At 75.7% G+C, this 20,621-nt stretch carries 17 protein-coding genes; 6 read left to right on the top strand and 11 right to left on the bottom strand.

Annotated elements, in window-relative coordinates; all coding sequences use genetic code 11:
* Window positions 1–6 precede the first annotated feature (6 nt).
* The 8 genes from ABD160_RS31530 to ABD160_RS31495 all read right to left on the bottom strand — a co-directional run bounded on the left by ABD160_RS31530 (window position 7) and on the right by ABD160_RS31495 (window position 8,681).
* Window positions 7–888, bottom strand: a complete 882-nt coding sequence (locus ABD160_RS31530; protein WP_344029782.1) for a siderophore-interacting protein — start codon at window positions 886–888, stop codon at window positions 7–9.
* Complete coding sequence (locus ABD160_RS31525) at window positions 812–2,614, bottom strand: ABC transporter ATP-binding protein (RefSeq protein WP_344029780.1); 1,803 nt, start codon at window positions 2,612–2,614, stop codon at window positions 812–814. The genes ABD160_RS31530 and ABD160_RS31525 overlap by 77 nt, the downstream gene beginning before the upstream one ends.
* Entirely contained in the window at window positions 2,607–4,418 is a 1,812-nt protein-coding gene (locus ABD160_RS31520; protein ID WP_344029777.1) for an ABC transporter ATP-binding protein, read from the bottom strand. Before ABD160_RS31520 ends, ABD160_RS31525 begins: the two co-directional genes overlap by 8 nt.
* Window positions 4,415–5,200, bottom strand: coding sequence for a class I SAM-dependent methyltransferase (locus ABD160_RS31515; protein WP_344029775.1), 786 nt, complete (start codon window positions 5,198–5,200; stop codon window positions 4,415–4,417). Before ABD160_RS31515 ends, ABD160_RS31520 begins: the two co-directional genes overlap by 4 nt.
* A gap of 37 nt (window positions 5,201–5,237) precedes the next feature.
* Window positions 5,238–6,287, bottom strand: coding sequence for a FecCD family ABC transporter permease (locus tag ABD160_RS31510; protein WP_344029772.1), 1,050 nt, complete (start codon window positions 6,285–6,287; stop codon window positions 5,238–5,240).
* On the bottom strand, window positions 6,284–7,375 hold the full coding sequence (locus ABD160_RS31505; RefSeq protein WP_344029768.1) for a FecCD family ABC transporter permease: 1,092 nt from the start codon (window positions 7,373–7,375) through the stop codon (window positions 6,284–6,286). The genes ABD160_RS31510 and ABD160_RS31505 overlap by 4 nt, the downstream gene beginning before the upstream one ends.
* Window positions 7,372–8,214 carry an ABC transporter ATP-binding protein gene (locus tag ABD160_RS31500; protein WP_344029764.1) on the bottom strand — a complete coding sequence of 281 codons (843 nt, stop codon included), beginning with the start codon at window positions 8,212–8,214 and terminating at the stop codon, window positions 7,372–7,374. The genes ABD160_RS31505 and ABD160_RS31500 overlap by 4 nt, the downstream gene beginning before the upstream one ends.
* 74 nt (window positions 8,215–8,288) lie before the next feature.
* Complete coding sequence (locus ABD160_RS31495; RefSeq protein WP_344029761.1) at window positions 8,289–8,681, bottom strand: DUF1707 SHOCT-like domain-containing protein; 393 nt, start codon at window positions 8,679–8,681, stop codon at window positions 8,289–8,291.
* A gap of 347 nt (window positions 8,682–9,028) precedes the next feature.
* Between ABD160_RS31495 and ABD160_RS31490 the strand changes: the two genes are divergently transcribed.
* Entirely contained in the window at window positions 9,029–9,991 is a 963-nt protein-coding gene (locus tag ABD160_RS31490; protein WP_344029758.1) for a glycine betaine ABC transporter substrate-binding protein, read from the top strand.
* A gap of 5 nt (window positions 9,992–9,996) precedes the next feature.
* Here ABD160_RS31490 and ABD160_RS31485 read toward each other — a convergent pair whose 3' ends face one another.
* Complete coding sequence (locus ABD160_RS31485) at window positions 9,997–11,037, bottom strand: zinc-binding dehydrogenase (RefSeq protein WP_344029755.1); 1,041 nt, start codon at window positions 11,035–11,037, stop codon at window positions 9,997–9,999.
* Between the two features lie 81 nt (window positions 11,038–11,118).
* On the opposite strand from ABD160_RS31485, the gene ABD160_RS31480 reads away from it, so the two are divergent.
* Complete coding sequence (locus tag ABD160_RS31480) at window positions 11,119–11,688, top strand: TetR/AcrR family transcriptional regulator (protein ID WP_344029752.1); 570 nt, start codon at window positions 11,119–11,121, stop codon at window positions 11,686–11,688.
* Between the two features lie 67 nt (window positions 11,689–11,755).
* On the opposite strand, the gene ABD160_RS31475 is transcribed toward ABD160_RS31480, so the two are convergent.
* A complete protein-coding gene (locus ABD160_RS31475; RefSeq protein ID WP_344029749.1) occupies window positions 11,756–12,574 on the bottom strand; it encodes a DUF2382 domain-containing protein in 819 nt (272 codons plus the stop codon).
* 494 nt (window positions 12,575–13,068) lie between these two features.
* Here ABD160_RS31475 and ABD160_RS31470 point away from each other — a divergent pair, with 494 nt between their 5' ends.
* The 4 genes from ABD160_RS31470 (at window position 13,069) to ABD160_RS31455 (ending at window position 18,528) form a co-directional block, all read left to right on the top strand.
* Window positions 13,069–14,766, top strand: coding sequence for a phosphatidylglycerol lysyltransferase domain-containing protein (locus ABD160_RS31470; protein ID WP_425563695.1), 1,698 nt, complete (start codon window positions 13,069–13,071; stop codon window positions 14,764–14,766).
* Window positions 14,767–14,811: 45 nt separating this feature from the next.
* Window positions 14,812–16,857: an NAD(+) synthase gene (locus ABD160_RS31465; protein WP_344029744.1), complete on the top strand. Its 2,046-nt coding sequence runs from the start codon at window positions 14,812–14,814 to the stop codon at window positions 16,855–16,857.
* Between the two features lie 343 nt (window positions 16,858–17,200).
* Entirely contained in the window at window positions 17,201–17,464 is a 264-nt protein-coding gene (locus tag ABD160_RS31460) for a hypothetical protein (protein WP_344029742.1), read from the top strand.
* A gap of 266 nt (window positions 17,465–17,730) precedes the next feature.
* The gene (locus tag ABD160_RS31455; RefSeq protein ID WP_344029739.1) at window positions 17,731–18,528 is read left to right on the top strand and encodes a VldE C-terminal domain-containing protein; all 798 of its coding nucleotides are present in this window, start codon (window positions 17,731–17,733) and stop codon (window positions 18,526–18,528) included.
* On the opposite strand, the gene ABD160_RS31450 is transcribed toward ABD160_RS31455, so the two are convergent.
* A complete protein-coding gene (locus ABD160_RS31450) occupies window positions 18,525–20,615 on the bottom strand; it encodes a PhoX family protein (protein ID WP_425563690.1) in 2,091 nt (696 codons plus the stop codon). The two genes, ABD160_RS31455 and ABD160_RS31450, sit on opposite strands and share 4 nt — an antisense overlap.
* Window positions 20,616–20,621 lie beyond the last annotated feature (6 nt).

Genomic DNA, 20,621 nt, shown 5'->3' with positions numbered 1-20,621 from the left:
CCCGGGCTACAGCCCGGCGTCGGTGTAGATCCGGTCGACGGCGTCGTCGTAGTCGTCGTCGTCCGGGTTCTCGGCGTCGGCGATCGCGAGCTTCGCGGCGAGCTCCTCGGCGAGCGCGTCGTAGCGGGCCTGCCAGCGCTCGGCGTCCGGGCGCCAGTACCCGACGACGGTGTAGGCGCCCGCCGGCAGGCCCCGCTCGTGGCGCAGGTGCTTGCGGGCCAGCCGGCAGGCGTCGGTCTCCCCGGCCACCCACACGTAGTCGGTCCCGTCGGCGGCGAGCTCGCACGACTGCACCTCGGCCAGCAGCCGCTCGCCCAGCGCGGCCGGGTCGGGCACGTGCAGCCAGCGGATCTCGACGCCGTCGCCGGCCGGCAGCTCCTGCTCCTCGGCGGCGTCGGCGACCAGGATCACCGCGAGCGCCGAGCGGCCCGCGGGCAGCTCGTCCAGGATCCGGCCGATCGCGGGCAGCGCGGTCGCGTCGCCGACCAGCACCACCCGCCGGGTGCCGTCCGGCGGCTGGTAACGGCCGTGCGCCGGGCCGAGCGCGATCCGGGCGCCGGGCCGGGCCTGCGCGGCCCAGCCGGCACCGATCCCGCCCTCGTGCAGCAGCAGGTCGATCCACACCTCGCCGGTGTCCGGGTCGTGCCGGCGGATCGTGTAGTTCCGCACCGGCGCCGGGACGGCGCCGGGCGGGTCCTGCTCGGTGCCGTCGATCTCGACCGGGACGACCGGCGAGTCCTCGCCGGGATGCGGGAACAGCACCCGGCAGTAGTCGTCGGCCAGGCCCTTCGCCTGGTAGCCGGCGAGCTCGTCACCGTCCAGGACCACCCGCACCATGTGCGGGGTGATCCGCCGGACGTCGCGGACGGTCGTGATCCAGTAGGGCACTGCCTGCTCCTTCGGTGGGTGTGCCGGTGTCGGCGACGACCCGGCCTCCGTCCAGGGTGACGACGCGGTCCATCCGCGCCACGGTGTCCGGCCGGTGCGCGATCACGACCAGCGTGCTGGCGTCCCGGATCCGTTCCAGCGCGCCCTCCAGCAGGCCCGCCGTGGTCGGGTCGAGATCGGCGGTCGCCTCGTCCAGGACGAGCACCGCCGGTGCGACGAGCGCCGCCCGGATCAGGCCGAGCACCTGCCGCTCCCCCGCGGAGAGCCGGTCGCCGCGGGCGCCGAGATCGGCGTCCAGGCCGCCGAGCCCGGCGATCCACCGGCGCAGCCCGAGCGCGTCGACCGCCCGCTCCACCTCGTCCCGGCCGGGGGTGCCGAGCACCAGGGTGACGTTGTCCAGCACCGAGCCGGCGGCGACGTGCACCTGCTGGCCGACGAGTGCGACCCGGTGCCGCAGCTCGCCCGGGCCCAGCGCGTCCAGCGGGGTGCCGTCGACCGTGACCCGGCCGCGGTCCGGCGGGTACAGCCCGGCGACGACCTTGGCGAGGGTGCTCTTCCCGGCGCCGGTCCGGCCGACCAGGGCGAGCCGCTCGCCGGGTTCGACGGTGACCGACACGCCGTCGAGCACCGGGGTGCCTGCGGTGTAGCCGAACCCGACGCCGTCGAGCACCAGCCGGCCGGGCCCGGCCGGGCGCCGGGCCGGGCGGGCGTCCGGTGCGGGGGCGGCCGGCGCGGCGGGCCCGGTGGCGGCGAGCAGGTCGGTCAGCCGGGCCACCGCGACCCGGGACTCCTGGAACTCGCCGACCAGCCCGGTCGCCTCGGTGAAGGAGTCGAACAGGGTGCGGGTGGCGACCACGAACACCGCCACGGTGGGGACGTCGATCCGGCCGGCGGCGATCAGCGCGCCCCCGGCGGCGAGCAGCGCCGCGGTGGTGACCGCCTCCACGGCCACCGCCAGCGGCAGCCGGTTCAGCGCCCGGATGGTGCGCCGCACGGCGGCCAGCAGCGCGCCGGTGCGCTCGGCGAACCGGCGCCCCCAGACCTGCTCGGCGCCGGCCGCCTGCACCGCCTCGCGGGCGGCGACGGTCTCGCCGAAGGCCGCGGCGACCGCGGCGCGGGCGGCCGCCTCGGCGGTGAACGCCGATCCGGCGGCCCGCTCGAAGGAGCGCATCACCAGCAGCGACAGCGGCACGAACAGCACCAGCAGCAGCGCCGCCAGCAGCCACGAGTAGGCGACGAGCACGACCACCGCGAACACCAGGTAGCCGAGCACCGAGACGGCCGCGGGCAGCTGCGAGCGGACGAAGGTGGACAGCAGCTCGATCTCGGTGGTCGCCCGGGTCAGCAGCTCGCCGCCGCGGTGCGCCTCGACGAACCGCAGCGGGGCGGCGGCGAGCCGGTCGACCACCTTCTCCCGGATCCCGCGCACCACCCGCTCCCCGACGACGGCGAGCAGCAGCTCGCCCGCCCAGGACAGCACGGTGCGGGCCACCGCCAGGCCGAGCAGCACCAGCCCGGCGACCAGCACGCCGTCCCGGTCGGCGTCGAGCACGGCGGCGGTGATGGCGCCGACCATCGGGGCGACCAGCACCCAGGCCAGCGACGCGGACAGGGTGAGCGTCACCGCGACGACCGCCGGCAGCGCGTGCGGCCGCAGGAACGGCGCGAGCCTGCGCAGCGTGCCGCGCAGCGACGGCTCCTCGGTGAGCAGCGCGACCTCAGCCACGACCGGCTCCGGAGGTGGCGTCGGTGACCGGCGGCGCGGGCAGCGCGACCACCCGGTCGGCGAGCGCGTGCACCGCCTCCCGGTGCCCGGCGAAGACGATCGCGAGATCCGGCCGGGCGGCGCGCAGCCGGGTCAGCACCAGGTTCTCCGTCCCGGTGTCCAGGGCCGAGGTCACGTCGTCGAGCAGCAGCACGTCCGGTTCCCGCAGCAGCGCCCTGGCCAGCGCGATCCGCTGCACCTGACCGCCGGACAGGGTGGTGCCGCCCTCGCCGACGACGGTGTCGAGGCCGTCCGGGAAACCGGCCAGGTCGTCGTCGAAGGCGGCGACGTGGCAGGCCGCGCGGAGCTCGCCGTCCCGGTCCGGGGTGAGCTCGGCGCCCAGCAGCAGGGCGGAGCGCAGCGTGCCGGAGGTGAGCACCGGGCGCTGCGGCACGAAGCCGATCCGGGCGCGCACGTCGCGGCGGCGCAGCCGGTCCAGCCGCACCCCGTCCAGGGTGACGGTGCCCGCGTCCGGGGCGTCGAGCCGGGCGAGCACCCGCAGCAGCGACGTCTTCCCGGAGCCGGTGACGCCGGTGACCGCGACGGTCTCCCCGGAGCGCACCGCGAGCCCGACGTCGTCGAGCACCGTGCGGTCGCCGTGCACCACCCGGATGCCGGTCCCGGCCAGCCGGGCCGGCCCGGCCGGCGGGGCGGGCAGCGGATCGGCCGGCTCGGGCAGCCGCGGGGCCAGCGCGAGCACCTCGGCGATCCGGGCCGCCGACGCGGCCGCCTGCCGGCGCATCGTCTGCTGCCCGACCAGGGTGTCCACCCGCTGCGCGAGCATCGCCATCCAGGAGGCGAAGGCGAGCAGGCCGCCGACGGTCAACCGGCCGTCGACGGCGGCCAGGCCACCGACGAACAGCCCGGCGGCGGCCGCGGCGAGCGGCACGAACGACGCCAGCGCACCCCAGAGGGTGCCGATCCGGGCCACCCGCACGGTCTGCCGGGTGACCTCGGCGCTGTGGTCGTGGTGCCGGGTGACGAGCACGTGCTCGCCGCCGACGCCGCGCACCGCCGCGGTGCCCGACAGCAGCCCCTCCACCGCGGCGCCGCGGTCGCCGTGCGCGGCGCCGAGCACCAGCGACGCCGCCTCGTAGCGGCGCGGGAACACCGCGGCCAGCCCGAGCAGCAGCGGGATCACGGCCACCCCGATCACCGCCAGCAGCGGGTCCAGCAGCAGCAGCGCACCCAGGATGACGGCCAGTCCGGCGATCAGCTGGACGGTCTCCACCACCCCGGACAGCCAGTTCCACAGCGCCTCGGCGTCCCGGCCGCCGCGCACCGCCAGCTCGCCGGGTCCGTGCCCGGCCAGCGCGGCCCGGTCCAGCTCGAGCACGTGCGCGGCCAGCCGCTCCCGGGTCTGCTTGATCACCCGGGCGCCGGAGAGGTAGTTCCACCACTGGAACGCGATCTGCCCGACGGTGATCAGCAGCCCCAGCCCGGCGACGGCGGCCGCCCAGAACGCCGTCTGCACCGCGTCGCCCGGCGTGATGCCGCGATCGACGGCCTGCTGGACACCCCACGGGAGCAGCACGAACAGGCCCTGCACGACGATCCCGGTGCAGGCGGCCAGCGCCAGCCCGCGCCACTGCGCGCGCAGGCACCAGCGCAGGAAGGCGCGGCTGCGCGCGTGCGACTCCGGCGACAGGGCCGGGGCCGGATCCCCGGTCCCGGCGGCCGGACCGGCCGGGCCGGCCGGGCTGTCCGGGCTGTCCGGGCTGTCCGGGCTGCTGGTGGCCGGGCTGCCGGTGGCCGGGCCGGTCACGGCCGGCGCCGCCGCGCGGCCAGCAGCAGCCGCGGGGTCCCGGCGAGGACCCGGGGTGCCTGCTCCGCCTCGGTGAGGATGACCTCGGCACCCTCGGCGCCCAGCTCGTCGGCCAGCTCGGCGGCCGCCGCGGTGATCCCGGCGTAGACGGCGCGCTGGCGGGCCAGCCAGTCCGGGGTCTCCTCCCGCACCTCCAGGTCGAACCCGGCCTCGTCCAGCAGCGCCCGGTGGTCGACGTGCGCCGGCTCCCAGGTGGTCAGCACGAACCGGCCGCCGGGCACCAGGATCCGGTGCACCTCGGCGAGCGCGGCCGGCTTGTCCTGCACCATCCACAGCGCGTCGACGCTCATCACCGCGTCCGCGCCGCCGGTGGGCAGGCCGCTGCCGGTGAACGAGCCGACGACGAAGCGCGCCCCGGCCGGGCCGAGCTCCCGGCTGCGCCGGGCCGCGTCGGCGACCGCGACCGGCACCAGGTCGACGCCGACCAGCCGGGCCCGCCGCTCGCGGGCCACCACGATCCCCGGCCCGCCGCGGCCGCAGCCCAGGTCGACCAGCGTCCCGCCGGGCGCGACACCGACCAGCTCGCCGATCCGGGCCAGGTCGGCGCGGGTGACGAAACCGAACGGGTCGATCTCCTCCGGGTAGTCCTCGCCGTAGGCCTCCCGGTAGATCCGGCGCAGCGTCGCCGACCGGGCCTGGGCGGCGTAGAACCGCGCGTAGCGGTCCTCGGCCACCTGCGGCTCCGCCGCGGCGGTCCCGGTCGTCCCGGTCGTCCCCGTCATCGTGTGTCCTCTCCTGCGCTGGTCCTGTCCGGCCCGGTCATCCGCGTCCGCTCCGCCACTGCCGGGCGAGCAGCCACGCGAGGTAGATCCCGCCGAGCGCCGCGGTCGCCACCCCGACCGGGATCGGCACCGGCGCGAAGATCCGCTGGGCGGCCACGTCGCCGACGGTCAGCAGCGCCGCCCCGGTCAGCGCGGCGGGCACCAGGCCGGGGCCGGGCGTGCGGGTGAGCCGGCGGGCGATCTGCGGTGCCGCCAGCGCGACGAACGCGATCGGCCCGGCGACGGCGGTCGCCACCGCGGTCAGCCCGATCCCGACCAGCATCAGCAGCGCCCGTGAGCGTTCCACGACCAGCCCGCGGGCCCTGGCCACCTCGTCGCCCAGCTCCAGCTGCGGCAGCGCGCGGCCGAGCAGCACCGCGAACGGGAGCAGCACCAGCACGGTCAGGCCGATCAGCGTCACGTGGTCCCAGCCGCGGCCGTTGACGCTGCCGGTCAGCCACAGCTGCGCCGCCTGGGCGTCGCGCAGCTGGGCCCGGGTGACCAGGTAGGCGTTGACGCCGCCGAGCATCGCGCTGACCCCGATCCCGACCAGGATCAGCCGGAACCCGGACACCCCGCGCCGGTAGGACAGCAGGTACACCAGGACGGCGGCGGCGAACCCGCCGAACACCGCGCCGGCCGCGATCCCGGCGGTGCCGCCGCGGCCGACCAGCAGCACCAGCAGCGCACCGGTCGCCGAACCGGCGGTGAAGCCGATGATGTCCGGGCTGCCCAGCGGGTTGCGGGACAGGCCCTGGAAGATCGCGCCGGCCACCCCCAGCGCGGCGCCGACCAGCATCGCCACCAGCAGCCGGGGCAGCCGCAGGCCGGTCACGATGAACCGGGCCCGGCCGGTGGCCTCGCCGCGCAGCGCGGCCAGCACGTCGGCGGGCGGCACGTCGAAGTCGCCGACGGTGAGCCCGACGACGGCGGTCGCCGCCAGCACCGCGACCAGCACCGCGCAGACCAGCACCGCCCGCGGCAGCACCCGCAGCGCGATCCGCTCGCCGGGGGTCCGCAGCGCCCGGCCGCTCACCACGCCGGTCACAGCTGGGCCACCCGTCGGCGGCGGGCGAGCGCGAGGAACACCGGGGCGCCGAGCACCGCGGTGACGATGCCGACCTCGATCTCGCCGGTCCCGGAGACCACCCGGCCCAGCACGTCCGCGCCGACCAGCAGCACCGGGGCGAGCAGCAGCGAGTAGCCGACCACCCAGCGCTGGTCCGGCCCGACCAGCAGCCGGGCCAGGTGCGGCACCGCGAGCCCGACGAACACGATCGGCCCGGCCGCCGCGGTCGCCGCCCCGGCCAGCAGGGTGACCGCGATCGCGGCGCCGGTCCGGGTGAGCGCCAGGTTGACGCCGAGCGCGGAGGCGACGTCCTCACCGAGCGCCAGCGAGTTGAGCGGGCGGGCCAGCGCGACCGCCAGCAGCACCCCGGCGACCGCGAACGGCAGCACCGCGACCAGCACGTCCGGGCCGCGGCCGGCCAGCGAACCGACCGCCCAGAACCGGTAGACGTCGAAGGTGACCCCGTCCAGGATCAGCACCCCGGAGACGATCGCACCGAGGGTGACGCTGACCGCCGCACCGGCCAGCACCATCTTCTCCGGCGCCACCGACCGCCCGGTCGAGCCGAGCAGGTAGACCAGCACGGCCGCGACACCGGCGCCGACGAAGGCGAACCAGACGTAGCCGTCCGGGGTGCGCACGCCGAGCAGCGAGATCGCCAGCACGATCGCCAGCGCGGCACCGATGTCCACCCCGAACAGGCCCGGATCGGCCAGCGGGTTGCGGGTCAAACCCTGCATGATCGCGCCGGCCAGCCCGAGGCACACCCCGGCGACGATCCCGACCAGGGTCCGCGGGACCCGCAGGCCCAGCACGATGCGGACGGCGTCCGGATCGGTGCCGGGCGTCCCGAGCAGCACGTCGCGGACCGTCCCGAGCGGGATCGACCGCACCCCCACCCGGATGCTGAGCGCCGCCAGCACGACCAGCACGACGGCGGCGACGACCAGCCCGGCGACCCGCAGCAGCGCCCGGCGGCGGCGCGCCGCGGCGGTCTCCTCCCCGGGCTCCGCCGGCGCGATCCGGTCGGCGACGGCCGCGGGGACCCGGCCGTTCTGCTCGCTCACGGCCGCTCGGCCGCCGCGCGGCGCCGCCGGTCGGCGGGGACGACCAGCGGGGTGCCGGTCTCCGGATCGGGGATGATCCGGCACCGCATGCCGAACACCTGCTCGACCAGCTCGGCGGTGACCACCTCGGCCGGCGGGCCCTGGGCGACCAGCAGGCCGTCCCGCATCGCGACCAGGTGGGTGGCGTAGCGGCAGGCGTGGTTGAGGTCGTGCAGCACCGCCACCAGGGTCTGGCCGCGGGTGCTGCGGAGGTCGTCGCACAGGTCCAGGACGTCGAGCTGGTGCGCGACGTCGAGGTAGGTGGTCGGTTCGTCGAGCAGCAGGATCGGGGTCTCCTGGGCCAGTGCGAGCGCGATCCACACCCGCTGCCGCTGACCGCCGGAGAGCTCCTCGACCAGCCGGTCGGCGAGCGCCTCGGTACCGGTGGCGCGCAGCGCGGCCAGCACCGCCTCCTCGTCACCGCGGGTCCACTGGCGCAGCATCCGCTGGTGCGGGTACCGGCCCCGGGCCACCAGGTCGCCGACCGAGATGCCACCGGGGGTCTGCGCGGTCTGCGGCAGCAGGCCGAGCCGGCGGGCGACCTCCTTGCTGCGGTGCGTCTCGATCCGGGCGCCGTCGAGCAGCACCGCGCCGCCGCGCGGGCGCAGGCCCCGGGCCAGCGCCTTGAGCAGGGTCGACTTGCCGCAGGCGTTCGGCCCGACGATGACGGTGAACCCGCCGTCGGGGATGTCCAGGGTCAGGCCGCGGACGACGGTCCGGTCGTCGTAGCCGACCTCGAGATCGCGGGTGCCGAGCCGGCAGGCCGGCGGGGCGGCCGGATCGGGGGCGTGGGTGGTCACCGGTCGGCCGGGTTGGTGGACATCGTTCCTCTTCTCCAGCAGGCGGAGCTCCGCCGATTCAACCGAGCCTAACCTCACCCGCGCGGGCGGACGGGTGGCGAGGCGAACAACACCAGCGCCCCGGCCGCCGGCAGCAGGTACCACCAGGTGGAGCCGGTCCCCAGGTGCAGGAGCAGGGCCGCGACCGGGGTGCCGGAGGCCGCCCACCAGAGCCACGCCGCGGCCCGCGGCGGCTCCGGCGGACCGGGTTCCGGCGGGCCGGTCGGGTCCGGCGGCAGATCGGCGAACAGCGTGCCGAGCTCGTCGAGGTGGACCGCCCGGGCGGCGGCGCCGGCCCGCTCGTCGTACTCGGCGACGGTCAGCCTGCCCTCGGCGAGATGCGCGCCGAGCCGGTGCAGCGCGGCCGACCGGTCGGCCGCCCCGGCCCGGATCCGGCCGGGGATCCCGGGGCGCTGCTCAGCTGTCACCCGTCCCCTCCTCGCTCCCTCGCCAACCTATATAGTTAGGCAAACCTAAACAAGAGCATCGGTCAACGGACTCTCCGTGACCGGGACGACAGCGGCGGACGTCCGCGCTACCGGCCCGACCCTGTCCGCGCCGGCTCCGCCGCCGGCCCGACGATCACTCCGGGTAATCATGAACCGTCCGGCGAGTCCGGTTGCTTTCGTACACAACCAATCACTCTCAGTAGTTTTCCCCGGAATATCAGCCTTCTTCATACGTCGCTGACTTCGAGACTCCCCGTTGCGCGCAAGCGACGTTCATGGTCATCTATACGCTCCGTGATCGGCCTTCGCTCCCCGGGAAGTCATTCGTGATCGCTCGTACGACCGTTCTCCGACGCTCCTCCCGCCTCGCACTGGTGCTCGCCGCCCTGATCGTCACGGCAGCCTGCGGGCCCCCCGCCAACCCCGGCTCGCTCGCCGCCGCCGCCGACCTCTCCGGCCAGACCTACGTCGTCGGCTCGAAGGACTTCGACGAGCAGCTCGTCCTCTGCGAGATCACCGTCGCCGCGCTGGAGGAGGCCGGCGCGTCGGTCACCGACCGGTGCGACCTCGGCAGCACCGACGAGACGCGGCAGGCGCTGCTCGACGGCGACATCTCGATGTACTGGGAGTACACCGGCACCGCGTGGGCGTCGTTCATGCGCGAGCCGGAGCGGATCCCGGACGCCGACGTGCTCGCCCAGGTGCGCCAGCGCGATCTGGCCGACAACGACATCGTCTGGCTCCGGCCGGGCGGGTTCAACAACACCTACGCCTTCGCCGTCGCCGGCGGACCGGCCGCGGCGCTGCAGCTGAACACGATCAGCGACATGCTCGCCTACCTGCGGTCCGACCAGCCCGGGACGATCTGCGTCGAACCCGAGTACCACTCCCGCGAGGACGGCCTGCGCGGCCTGCAGCGGCTCTACGAGGCGGAGATCCCGCCGGACCGGGTGCAGGTCATCGGCGAGAACCTGATCTACCAGTCCACCGCGGACCAGGTCTGCCTGTTCGGCGAGGTGTACAGCACCGACGGGCGGATCCTGCAGTTCGGGCTGAAGGTGCTCGAGGACGACCGCAACTACCACGTCACCTACACCCCGGTGCCGACCCTGCGGCGGGACGCCTACGACCGCGCCCCGGAGGTGGCCCGGGTGCTCGACCCGCTCTCCGCGGCGCTGGACTACCCGACGATCCTGGAGCTGAACAGCCAGGTGTCCGCCGGGTACGAGTCACCGCGCGACGTCGCCAGGGCGTGGCTCGCCACGCACGGGTTCATCAGCCGGGTCTGAGCGACTCACGGCGCCAGCACGATCTTCCCCACGTGCTGCCCGCGGAGGAACTCCGCCTGCGCCGCGGGGAGCTCGGCGAGCGGGTACCGGGCGGCGATCCGCGGCCGCACGGTGCCCGCCCGCGCCTGCGCGACCAGCCCGTCGAAGTGCGCGCGGGTGTGCATCGACGACCCGACGAGCGAGACGTTGTGCAGGTAGAGGCGGCGCAGGTCGAGCTCGACGACCGGCCCGGCGACCGCGCCCGCGATCACCCACCGGCCGCCGTCGCGCACCGCGGGCAGCAGCGCGGGCAGCAGGTCGCCGCCGGCGACGTCGAGCACCGCGTCGAGCCGGTCCGGCGCGGCGGCCGCGACCGCGGCGGCGCCACCCGCCCGGTCGACCGTCGCACCGGCCCCGGCGGCGCGGACGGCGGCCGCCTTCGCCGCCGAGGTCACCGCCACCACGTGCGCGCCGCGGGCCGCGGCGAGCTGCACCAGTGCCAGCCCGACGCCGCCGGAGGCCCCGGTGACCAGCACGGTCTCGCCGGGGCCGATCCGGCCGCGCTCCAGCATCCCGGCGGCGGTGCCGTACGCGACCGGCAGCGCGGCCAGCTCCGCGTCGGTCAGCGGGGAGTCGCCGACGTCGTGCACCCGGCCGGCGTCGGCGAGCAGGAAGCCGGCGAACGCGCCGTCCGCCTCGCTGCCGAGCAGCCCGACCGGCCCGGCGTCCGGGTCGTCCCGCTCGTACCGGGCCGGATCGACGAGTACCCGCCGGCCGGCCGGGACCCCGTCCACCCCGGGGCCGGCCGCCGCCACCACGCCCGCCGCGTCGCCGCCCTGGATCCGCGGGAACCGCAGTGGTCCGCGCCAGCCGGCCCGGGCCGCGGGATCGCCGGGCAGGCCGTAGGCGCCGGTCCGGGTCCAGACGTCGGTGTTGTTCAGGGCCGCGGCGGTGACCCGCACCAGCACCTGCCCGGGGCCCGGGTCCGGCACCGGCCGCTCCCGCCACCGCAGCACCTCCGGCCCGCCGTGCCCGGTCAGCTCCCACGCCCGCATCGTGTCCGCCATGCCGCCCTCCGAGTTCACCGATCTGTGAAGTAGACTGCCGGCGCAACAGTACACAGATCTGTGAACAACGAAGGGGGACGCGTGTCACCGACGCTCACGCCGGGCGCCCGGCGGATCCTGGACGTCGCGGCGGCGCTGTTCTACGAGCGCGGCATCCACGCCGTCGGGGTCGACCTGATCGCCGCCGAGTCCGGCGTCACCAAGCGCACGCTCTACGACCGGTTCGGCTCCAAGGACGCACTCGTCGCCCGTTACCTCCAGGAACGCGACGAGCGCTGGCGCGACGCGGTGCGCGCCCGGCTGGCCGCGCTGGACACCCCGGCGGAGCGGGTGCTCGCCCCGTTCGACGTGCTGGTGCCGTGGACCGCGGCGAACGAGCGCGGCTGCGCCTTCGTGAACGCCTTCGCCGAGCTGCCCGATCCCGGGCACCCCGGCCGTGCCGTGATCGCCGACGAGAAGCGCTGGCTGCGCGATCTGCTGCGGGCCGAGCTGGCCGCCGCGGGCGCCGCGGATCCCGACGGCGGAGCACTGGTACTGCTGTTGCTGCACGAGGGGGCGCTGGCCACCACCGGTGCCGGCGGCCTGCCCGGGGCCGCCGAGGCCGCCCGCCGGGAGGCCGCCGCCGTCCGGGACCGCGCCCTGACACGCTGACGCCGCCCGCGTACGGACGCCGCGGCCGTGGCCGCGCCGGTCCGCGCACGGGCGGCGGCGCCCCTCGTCAGCGCTCCAGGTTCTCCGACGGGTCGTCGACGTCGATGCGCTCCTTGCGCACCGTGTCGGAGACCGTCTCGTCCTCGGTCACCGTGCGGGTCCCCAGCCGGACCTTCTCCACGGCCTCGGTGGTCTTGTCCACCACCGGGCGCTCGCGGTGCAGGGTGACCTCGTGCTCCTCCTCGCCGATCGCGCCGGACGATCCGGCTGCGGCGCCGTCGGTGATCGGCTCCCGCTCGAGCCGGACCTCCTCGCGGCTGACCGGCACGGTGACCGTCTCGTCCTCGGTGACGACGTACTTGCGCAGCGCCACCCGTCCGGTCTCCTCGGACTCGGTGCCGACCCGCAGCCGCTCCTCGTGCCGGACCATCGCATCGTCCCCGGACATCCCGGCGGAGTCACCGGACATCCCGGCGGACCGCCCGTCGCCGGCGCCCGCGCGGCCGGCCTCGGCGGTGCCGGCCGCGTGCCTGCCGTCACCGGCGGTGCCCGCGGTGCCGGCGGTGCCGGTCGCGGCGGTGCCGTAGTGGCGGTACAGCTCGTCCTCCTCGGACCCGGTGAGCCGCTCGTCGGACCGGCCCACGTGCGGGCAGTCCTTCACCTGCTGCTTCTCCACCGGCAGCTCGACGCCGGAGTCCCGCAGGTCGGCGTTGCGCAGCGGGACGAAGCTCTCCTTGGTGCCGAACAGGCCGGTGTTCACCGTGGCCCAGGTCGGCGTGCCGTCGTTCTCGTCCAGGTAGACCTGGCCGATCTTGCCGACCTTCTCGCCGTGCGAGTCGACCGCCTGGCGCCCGATCAGGTCCCGGGTCATGTCCTTCGTGATCATCCTGTTCGCCTCCGTGAGTCGATCGATGCGGTGCACATCCGGACACCCCAGGGATCGACGGCCCGGGCCCGCTCCATGCACCGACCGGCCCGGCACCCGTCGGACGGGTGTGCACCGTCACGCCGTCGGACCAGCGGGAAGCGTTGCGGGACAACGCAGGGTCCATCCGGTGACCGCTGCGGGCGACTTCGTACGAGATGTTTGGGACACCATCACCCCGGACGCCCGACCGGCCGGTCCGCCCGGCACGTCCGGTTCGCCCGATCTGCTGCACCTCACCGCCCCGACCGGCGACGCGGGCCGGGCCGCGCGCGCCGGACGGGCCCGCGGCGCTAGCGTCCGGAGCGGCTACCGTCCGCCGCCGGGCCGCACCGGGCCCGGGCGGGGCGGATCGACAGGAGGATTGCGTGGCGGCCGACACCGCCGGTGGACAACGGCGCGGCCCGGTCCGCGCCGGGAACCCGCGCCCGGATCCGGAGGCGCGGCGGCGACGGCTGTCCGAGGCGGCCGTCGTCCGGGCGGTCGTGTGGGCGGCCCGGATCGTCGGGCTGCTGACCGTCGCCACCGCGGTGCTGCCCGCGCCGCGCCGGCTGCTGGGCAGCGAGCTGCGCAGCTCGCTGGGCCTCCCGCCGGGCGTCGGGCTCGCCGGTCTGGTGGTGACCGCGGTCGCCGGGGTCGGGCTGCTGCTGCTCGCCACCGGGCTGCGCAGGCGCAAGCAGCGGGCCTGGTGGGTGGCGACCGGGACGACCGCCGTGCTGCTGGTGGTCAACGTGCTGCACGTCGTCGACCAGCGGCACGGGCTCACCCCGGCGGTGCTGGTCGGCGCGCTGCTGGTGGCGCTGCTGGCGACCCGCCGGTACTTCGTGGCCCGCCAGGACCCGGGCGGGCTCGGCCGGGCGGTCCGCACGCTCGTCCAGTTCGGGCTGGCCGGCTTCCTGATCGTCTGGGTGCTGCTCGCCCTGAACCCGCGGCGGCTGGCCGACGACCCGTCGATCGCCGCGCAGGCCGCGCACGCCGGGCTGTCGCTGATCGGCGTCACCGGGCCGGTGACGTTCGCCCCGCACGCGCTCTGGCTCGACGACCTGACCGCCGCGGCCGGGCTGACCTTCGGCGTCGTCGCCGTGCTCACCGCCGGGTACCACCTGCTGCGCTCGCCGGAGCCGCGCCCGTCGCTGCTGCCGGAGGACGAGGAGCGGCTGCGCGCGCTGCTGCGGCAGCGCGACGGCGACTCGCTCGGCTACTTCGCGCTGCGCCGGGACAAGGCCGCGGTGTTCGCGCACGGCGGCAAGTCCGCCGTGTCCTACCGGGTGCTGGCCGGGGTCGCGCTGGCCTCCGGCGATCCGGTCGGCGACGTCGGCGCCTGGCCCGGCGCGATCGAGGCGTTCCTGCACGAGTGCACCCGCTACGGCTGGTCGCCCGCGGTGCTCGGCTGCTCCGAGCGCGGCGCGACCGCCTGGGCGAAGGCCGGGCTGGACGCGCTGGAGCTCGGCGACGAGGCGGTGCTCGACACGGCCACGTTCACCCTGGACGGGCGGCCGATGCGCGGCGTGCGGCAGACCGTGAAGCGGATGCAGCGGCTCGGGCACACCGCGGTCGTGCGCCGGCTGCACGACTACGACGACGACGAGCGCACCCGGATCGCGCAGCGCGCCCAGCGCTGGCGCGGCGACGAGCACGAGCGCGGCTTCTCGATGGCCTCGTCGCGGGTGGCCGATCCGGCCGATCCGGACGCGGTGGTCGTCACCGTGTTCCGCGACGGCGAACCGAGCGGGATGCTGCAGCTCGTCCCCTGGGGCCCGGACGGGCTGTCGCTGGACCTGATGGTCCGCGACGCCGCCGCCGACAACGGGATCAACGAGCTGATGATCGCCGAGCTGATGGCGGCCGCCCCGCAGCTGGGCGTGCGGCGGGTGTCGCTGAACTTCGCGGTGTTCCGGTCCGCGCTGGAACGCGGCGAGCGGATCGGCGCCGGGCCGGTCGCCCGCGGCTGGGCCCGGCTGCTGCGGCTGGCCTCGCGCTGGTGGCAGATCGACTCGCTGTACCGCTTCAACGCCAAGTTCCGGCCCGACTGGTACCCGCGCTACGTGCTGTTCCCGGCCGTCCGGGACCTGCCGCGGATCCTGTTCGTCGTGCTGGAGGCGGAGGGCTTCGGCGGGCGGCCGCCCGCGGTGCTGCGGCTGCTGCGCCGCTGACCGGGTCCCGGGCGGCGCGGCGGCCGCGCGGGGGAGAATGCCGATGTGGACTTCCGCTCCGTGTACCGCCAGCACTTCCTGCGTTCCGCCGCGGCCACCCTGCACACCACGATGGCGCAGCCGGCCGCGAACGCCGCCGCCGTGCTGGAGACCGCCCGCGCCTGCCACGACGACGGCGTCGGGCTGGTCGTGTACCCCGAGCTGACGCTGTCCGGCTACTCGATCGAGGACGTCCTGCTGCAGGACACCCTGCTGGAGGCCGTCGAGCGCGAGCTGGTCGCGCTCGCCGACGCGACCGCCGAGCTGCTGCCGGTACTCGTCGTCGGGGCGCCGCTGCGGTACCGGCACCGGATCTACAACACCGCGGTGGTGATCCACCGCGGCCGGATCCTCGGCGTCGCCCCCAAGTCGTACCTGCCCACCTACCGCGAGTTCTACGAGCGCCGCCAGACCGCCGCCGGCGACGACGTGCGCGGCGCCACCATCCGGCTCGGCGGCGTCGAGCACCCGTTCGGCACCGACCTGCTGTTCGCCGCGCAGGACCTGCCCGGCTTCGTGCTGCACGTCGAGATCTGCGAGGACTTCTGGGTGCCGATCCCGCCGTCGGCCGAGGCCGCGCTGGCCGGGGCGACGGTGCTGGCGAACCTGTCCGGCTCGCCGATCACCGTCGGCCGCGCCGACGAGCGCCGGCTGCTGTGCCGCTCGGCGTCCGCCCGCTGCACCGCCGGGTACGTCTACGCCGCCGCCGGCGAGGGCGAGTCGACCACCGACGTCGCCTGGGACGGCCAGACCATGATCTACGAGAACGGCGTGCTGCTCGCCGAGTCCGGCCGGTTCCCGCAGGGCGCGCGGTACTCGGTGGCCGACGTCGACCTGGACCTGATCGCCGCCGAGCGGCGCAGGCAGGGCACCTTCGACGACAACCGGCGGACGCACGCCGCGCGCACCGGCGGGTTCCGCACGGTGGGCTTCCGGCTCGACCCGCCGGGCCACGACATCGGGCTGCGGCGCACCGTGGAGCGGTTCCCGTTCGTGCCCGCCGACCCGCAGCGGCTGGAGCAGGACTGCTACGAGGCGTACTCGATCCAGGTCGCCGGGCTGGAGCAGCGGCTGCGCGCCATCGGGCAGCCGAAGGTGGTGATCGGGGTGTCCGGCGGGCTGGACTCCACGCACGCGCTGATCGTCGCGGCCCGGGCGATGGACCGGATGGACCGCCCGCGCACCGACATCCTGGCGTTCACGATGCCCGGCTTCGCCACCTCCGAGCACACCCGGAACAACGCCGTCGCGCTGTCCGAGGCGCTCGGCGTCACCTTCGCCACGATCGACATCACGCCGACCGCGCGGACCATGCTGACCGAGATCGGGCACCCGTTCGGCCGCGGCGAGCCGGTGTACGACGTGACGTTCGAGAACGTCCAGGCCGGGCTGCGCACCGACTACCTGTTCCGGCTCGCCAACCAGCGCGGCGGGATCGTGCTCGGCACCGGCGACCTGTCCGAGCTGGCGCTGGGCTGGTCCACCTACGGCGTCGGCGACCAGATGTCGCACTACAACGTCAACGGCGGAGTGCCGAAGACGCTCATGCAGCACCTGATCCGCTGGGTGGTCTCGTCCGGGCAGTTCGACGAGCCGGTCTCCGCGGTGCTCCGCTCGGTGCTCGACACCGAGATCACCCCGGAGCTGGTGCCCGCGGGCGACGGCCGCGAGGTGCAGTCCAGCCAGGCGACGGTCGGTCCGTACGCGCTGCAGGACTTCACCCTCTGGTACACGCTGCGGCACGGGTTCCGGCCGTCCCGGATCGCGTTCCTGGCCGAGCACGCCTGGTCCGACGCGGCCGCCGGGCAGTGGCCGCCCGGGTTCCCCGACGACGAGCGCCCGGCCTATCCGCCGGCCGAGATCCGGCACTGGCTGCAGGTCTTCGCGCAGCGCTTCTTCGCCTTCTCCCAGTTCAAGCGGTCCGCGCTGCCGAACGGCCCGAAGGTCTCCGCGGGCGGGGCGCTCTCGCCGCGCGGGGACTGGCGGGCGCCGTCGGACATGTCGGCGGCGCTCTGGCTGGACGAGATCGCCCGGGAGATCCCGGCATCCTGATCGGGTGATCCACTTTCCGCGCCGGGCGCAGCCACGGTGCGTGTCGTCGTACCTGCCGGACCGGCCGCCGATCGACCTGCCGGTTCGACGAGCGGTCCCCGGTCCGGGGTGCCTCCCGCGGCCCTGCGGCGCCCGTCACGGCCGGTCACCGGTCCGCTGCGCAACGGCGCCTGCCCCGCGGGCCGAGCAGCGGAAACGGACCGTCCGCAGTGGAGCGTCCGGGGCGGCGCCCGGGCCCCCGGATGCCGTCCTGCCCCTGCGCCACCCGGGTGATCCGCACTACTACTGTCCCCCGCAATCGACCTGGAGGTGAGTCTTGGCGCTCGCGAACATCCTGTCCGAGATGCCCGATCTGCTCGAGCGGACCCTGAGGGAGCACACCCCCGACGCCCAGGGCTTCTGCCGGGAGTGCCGGGACGCCACCGGGGTCAGTGCGACCTGGCCGTGCGTGACCCGCGAGCTCGCCGAGCAGGCCCGCTCGATGAACGGCGCCCCGCCGGCCGACACCCCGCCCGCCGGGACCGTCGCCGGGCGCCGCCGGGCGCGCGAGCTCGGCTCCGCGCCCGCCCGGCCGGCGCTGACCAACGGCCGGCACCGCTCCCCCTGACCGCTCGCCCCGGTCCTGCACCGAACGTCCGGTCGGGGCCGGTTTCCGGACATGTCCAGACGCCCGGGTGGGCGGAAAGGTTGCGACCACTCGCCGCAGCGGACGGCGCGGTCGTCTCCCGTCGCCGCCGGAGGCCGGGCCGGACCGGTGCTCTTCGCTACCGTCCGGGACGGAACACGCGGTCCGGTTCCCCCGACGGGCAGGGATTCCCCCGATCCCACGCTCCCCCGCAGCCCGCCCGGCCCGCGTGCCGGAGGAGAACTGTCGTGCCCCGACACCGCCACCGGCGGGCGGACGAGACCCTGTCCGGTCTTCGTCACGTCGCCACCGCGGCTGCCGTCGCCAGCGGAGCCCTCGCCGTCGTCACCCCCGTCGCCGGTCTGGAGTTCGGCCCGGTCCAGGCGGACCTGCGCCTGGCGTCCGAGTCCACCGACGAGCCCGATCTCGACGCCGCCTTCGCCGACGCCGCGGCCGCCGCCGGCGCGCCGCGCGACGAGCCGGTGCTCGGCGCCGACCTGGTCCGCTCGGCGGGCCTGCTCGACGCCACCGCCGACGCCGGCCGCGCCGCCGGCGAGGAGGCCGAGCGCATCGCCCGGGAGGCCGCCGAGCAGGCCCGCTCGGCCGCGGGCCGCGACCGCCCGCAGCCCGGCGAGGGCGCCGGCCGCGGCGGCCCGAGCAGCGCGGCCTGCGACATCGACACCAGCGGCCTCGGCCCGGTGCAGAGCTGGGTCGCCGACGCCGCCGAGTTCCTCGGCTGCGCCTACGGCCAGCCCGAGCTGATCGGCGTCGCGCAGCGCGGCAACGCCTCCGACCACCCGTCCGGCCACGCCCTGGACCTGATGGTCCGGGGCGAGACCGGCGACCGGATCGCCGAGTGCGCGCTCGCCAACGCCGACGAGCTGGGCGTCAAGTACGTGATCTGGGAGCAGCAGATGAACCACGGTTCGGGCTGGACCGAGATGGAGGACCGCGGCGACGACACCGCGAACCACGTCGACCACGTGCACATCTCGTTCGAGAAGAGCGCCGGCTCCGGCGATCCCGACCTGGGGAAGTGCGCCTAGACCCCGATCGCCCCGCGCGGGTTCCGGATCGACACCACCGCCGGCCGCGGCTGGGTGGCGCCGCCGTCCGGCCAGTGCGACGCCGGCTGCTCCGGTGAGGCGTCGTCGAGATCGCCCGGGTGCTGCACCGAGACCAGCACGAAGTCCTCGGTGACGACCGGCCCGCAGCACTCCGAGCCGACCGGCACGCTGGCGAACAGCCGGGTCGACCCGCGCTGCGGTCCCTCCAGCACGACGCCGTACAGCCCGTCGTTGATCTCCAGTGCCTGGCTGGAGTCGGTGGAGATCCACAGGTTGCCGTGCCGGTCGAAGGCCAGGTTGTCCGGCGAGGTGATCGGGCTGACCTGGGACCGGTCGAAGCCGCCGAAGTACGTCGACGGGTCCGCCGGATCGCCGCACACCAGCAGGATGGTCCAGCCGAACGTGGTGGCCGCCGGGTCGTCGCCCCGCTCGGTCAGCTCGATCACGTGCCCGTGCTGGTTGGCGTGCCGCGGGTTCGCCTCGTCGGCGACCGCCTCGCCCGCCTTGCCGCGGTCGGAGTTGTTGGTGCAGGCGATGTACACCTTGCCGGTCCGCGGGTTCGGCTCGATGTCCTCGGGCCGGTCCATCTTGGTCGCGCCGGCCCGGTCGGCGGCGAGCCGGGTGAACACGAACACGTCGGCCACGCTCATCCCGTCCACGTAGGACGTCGTGGTGGAGGCCAGCGGCGTCCACGTCCCGCCGCCGTCGAAGGCGCCGTCGGCCGGGAGCGCACCGTCGCCGGTGATCTCGGCGGCCGGGCTGTTGCCGGTGAAGGTCGCGACGTAGAGGGTGCCGGAGGCGAGCAGGCCGGCGTTGTGCTCGCGGGCGGCCCGGCTGTTCCCCCTGCGCATCCGCTTGTCGGACACGAACTTGTAGACGTAGTCGAAGCGCTCGTCGTCGCCCATGTAGACGACCGGGCGTCCGTCCCGGGTGAGCGCGACGGTGGCCCCCTCGTGCTTGAACCGGCCGAGCGCGGTGTGCTTGACCGGCTTCGCCTCCGGATCGTGCGGGTCGATCTCGACGATCCAGCCGAACCGGTTCGCCTCGTTCGGCTCCCGGGCGAGGTCCCAGCGCGGATCGACCCGCTCCCAGCGGCGCTCGGACGGGCCCTCGGCGATGCCGTACCGCTCGGCCCGCGGATCGGTGACCGGGCCGGACGCGAAGTAGCCGTCGAAGTTCTCCTCCCCGGTCAGGAAGGTGCCCCACGGGGTGGTGCCGCCCGCGCAGTTGCCGATCATGCCCAGCACCGCGCGGCCGCTCGGGTCGGCGGCGGTGCGCAGCACCTCGGCCCCGGCCGCCGGGCCGTCGAACACCATCGGGGTGTCCGCGGTGATCCGCCGGTTGAGCCGGCCGGCCCGGTCGTGGCGCAGCTCGCCGGTCCGCCGGTCGCGGACCACCTCGACGACCGCGCCACCGTGCGCGGCGATCCCGATCCGGATCTGCTCCTCGGTCGGGTTCTCCTCGTCGAAGCCGCGGAACATCAGCGGTTCGAGCGTGTACTCGTGGTTGGAGTACATGACGTGCCGCTTCCCGGCGGCGTCCAGCGGCAGGATCCCGCAGAAGTCGTTGTTGTAGCCGAACTGGCGGGCCTGCGCGGCCGCGGTCTGGTTCTCGAAGTCGAACTCGGGGGCGTCCGGGAAGATCGGGTCGCCCCAGCGGACGACGACGTTGCTCGCGTAGCCGGACGGGACCCGCACGGCGTCGTCGAGGTTCGGGGCGACGGTCTCGTAGCGCAGCCCGCGGGGCGGGGACCCCGGGTGCGCTGTGCTGTGTGCTGTGCCGCTTTCTGTGCCGTGCGCTGTCCCGGCCGAGGTTCCCGCGCCGGTGGTGGCGAGCCCGGCGCCCGCGGTCAGCCCGAGCACCGCACCGGCCCGGAGCACCCCGCGGCGGTCCAGCACGGTGCGCAGGACATCACCGAAGTACCCGTTCGACGACGTGTTCGGCTCCGGCCGGGAGCAGGCGTCGCCGCAGCGGTAGCGGCAGGTCAGGCCCTGCCGGCCGAGCGGGAGCAGGCGCAGCGCCGGGCGGTCGCCTGCGTCGTGGGGATCCGGGCAGCACTGGGCCACGGTCGT

Source organism: Pseudonocardia kongjuensis (assembly GCF_039526905.1).
Taxonomy (GTDB): Bacteria; Actinomycetota; Actinomycetes; order Mycobacteriales; family Pseudonocardiaceae; genus Pseudonocardia; species Pseudonocardia kongjuensis.
The sequence above is the reverse complement of the archived record's forward strand: the minus strand, read 5'-3'. Positions and strand labels throughout refer to the sequence as shown.

Excerpts from the sequence above, each read along its gene's own strand:
- ABD160_RS31515 (WP_344029775.1), bottom strand. The coding sequence starts at position 5,200 with ATGACGGGGACGACCGGGACGACCGGGACCGCCGCGGCGGAGCCGCAG.
- ABD160_RS31485 (WP_344029755.1), bottom strand. The coding sequence starts at position 11,037 with ATGGCGGACACGATGCGGGCGTGGGAGCTGACCGGGCACGGCGGGCCG.
- ABD160_RS31475 (WP_344029749.1), bottom strand. The coding sequence starts at position 12,574 with ATGATCACGAAGGACATGACCCGGGACCTGATCGGGCGCCAGGCGGTC.
- ABD160_RS31460 (WP_344029742.1), top strand. The coding sequence starts at position 17,201 with ATGCCCGATCTGCTCGAGCGGACCCTGAGGGAGCACACCCCCGACGCC.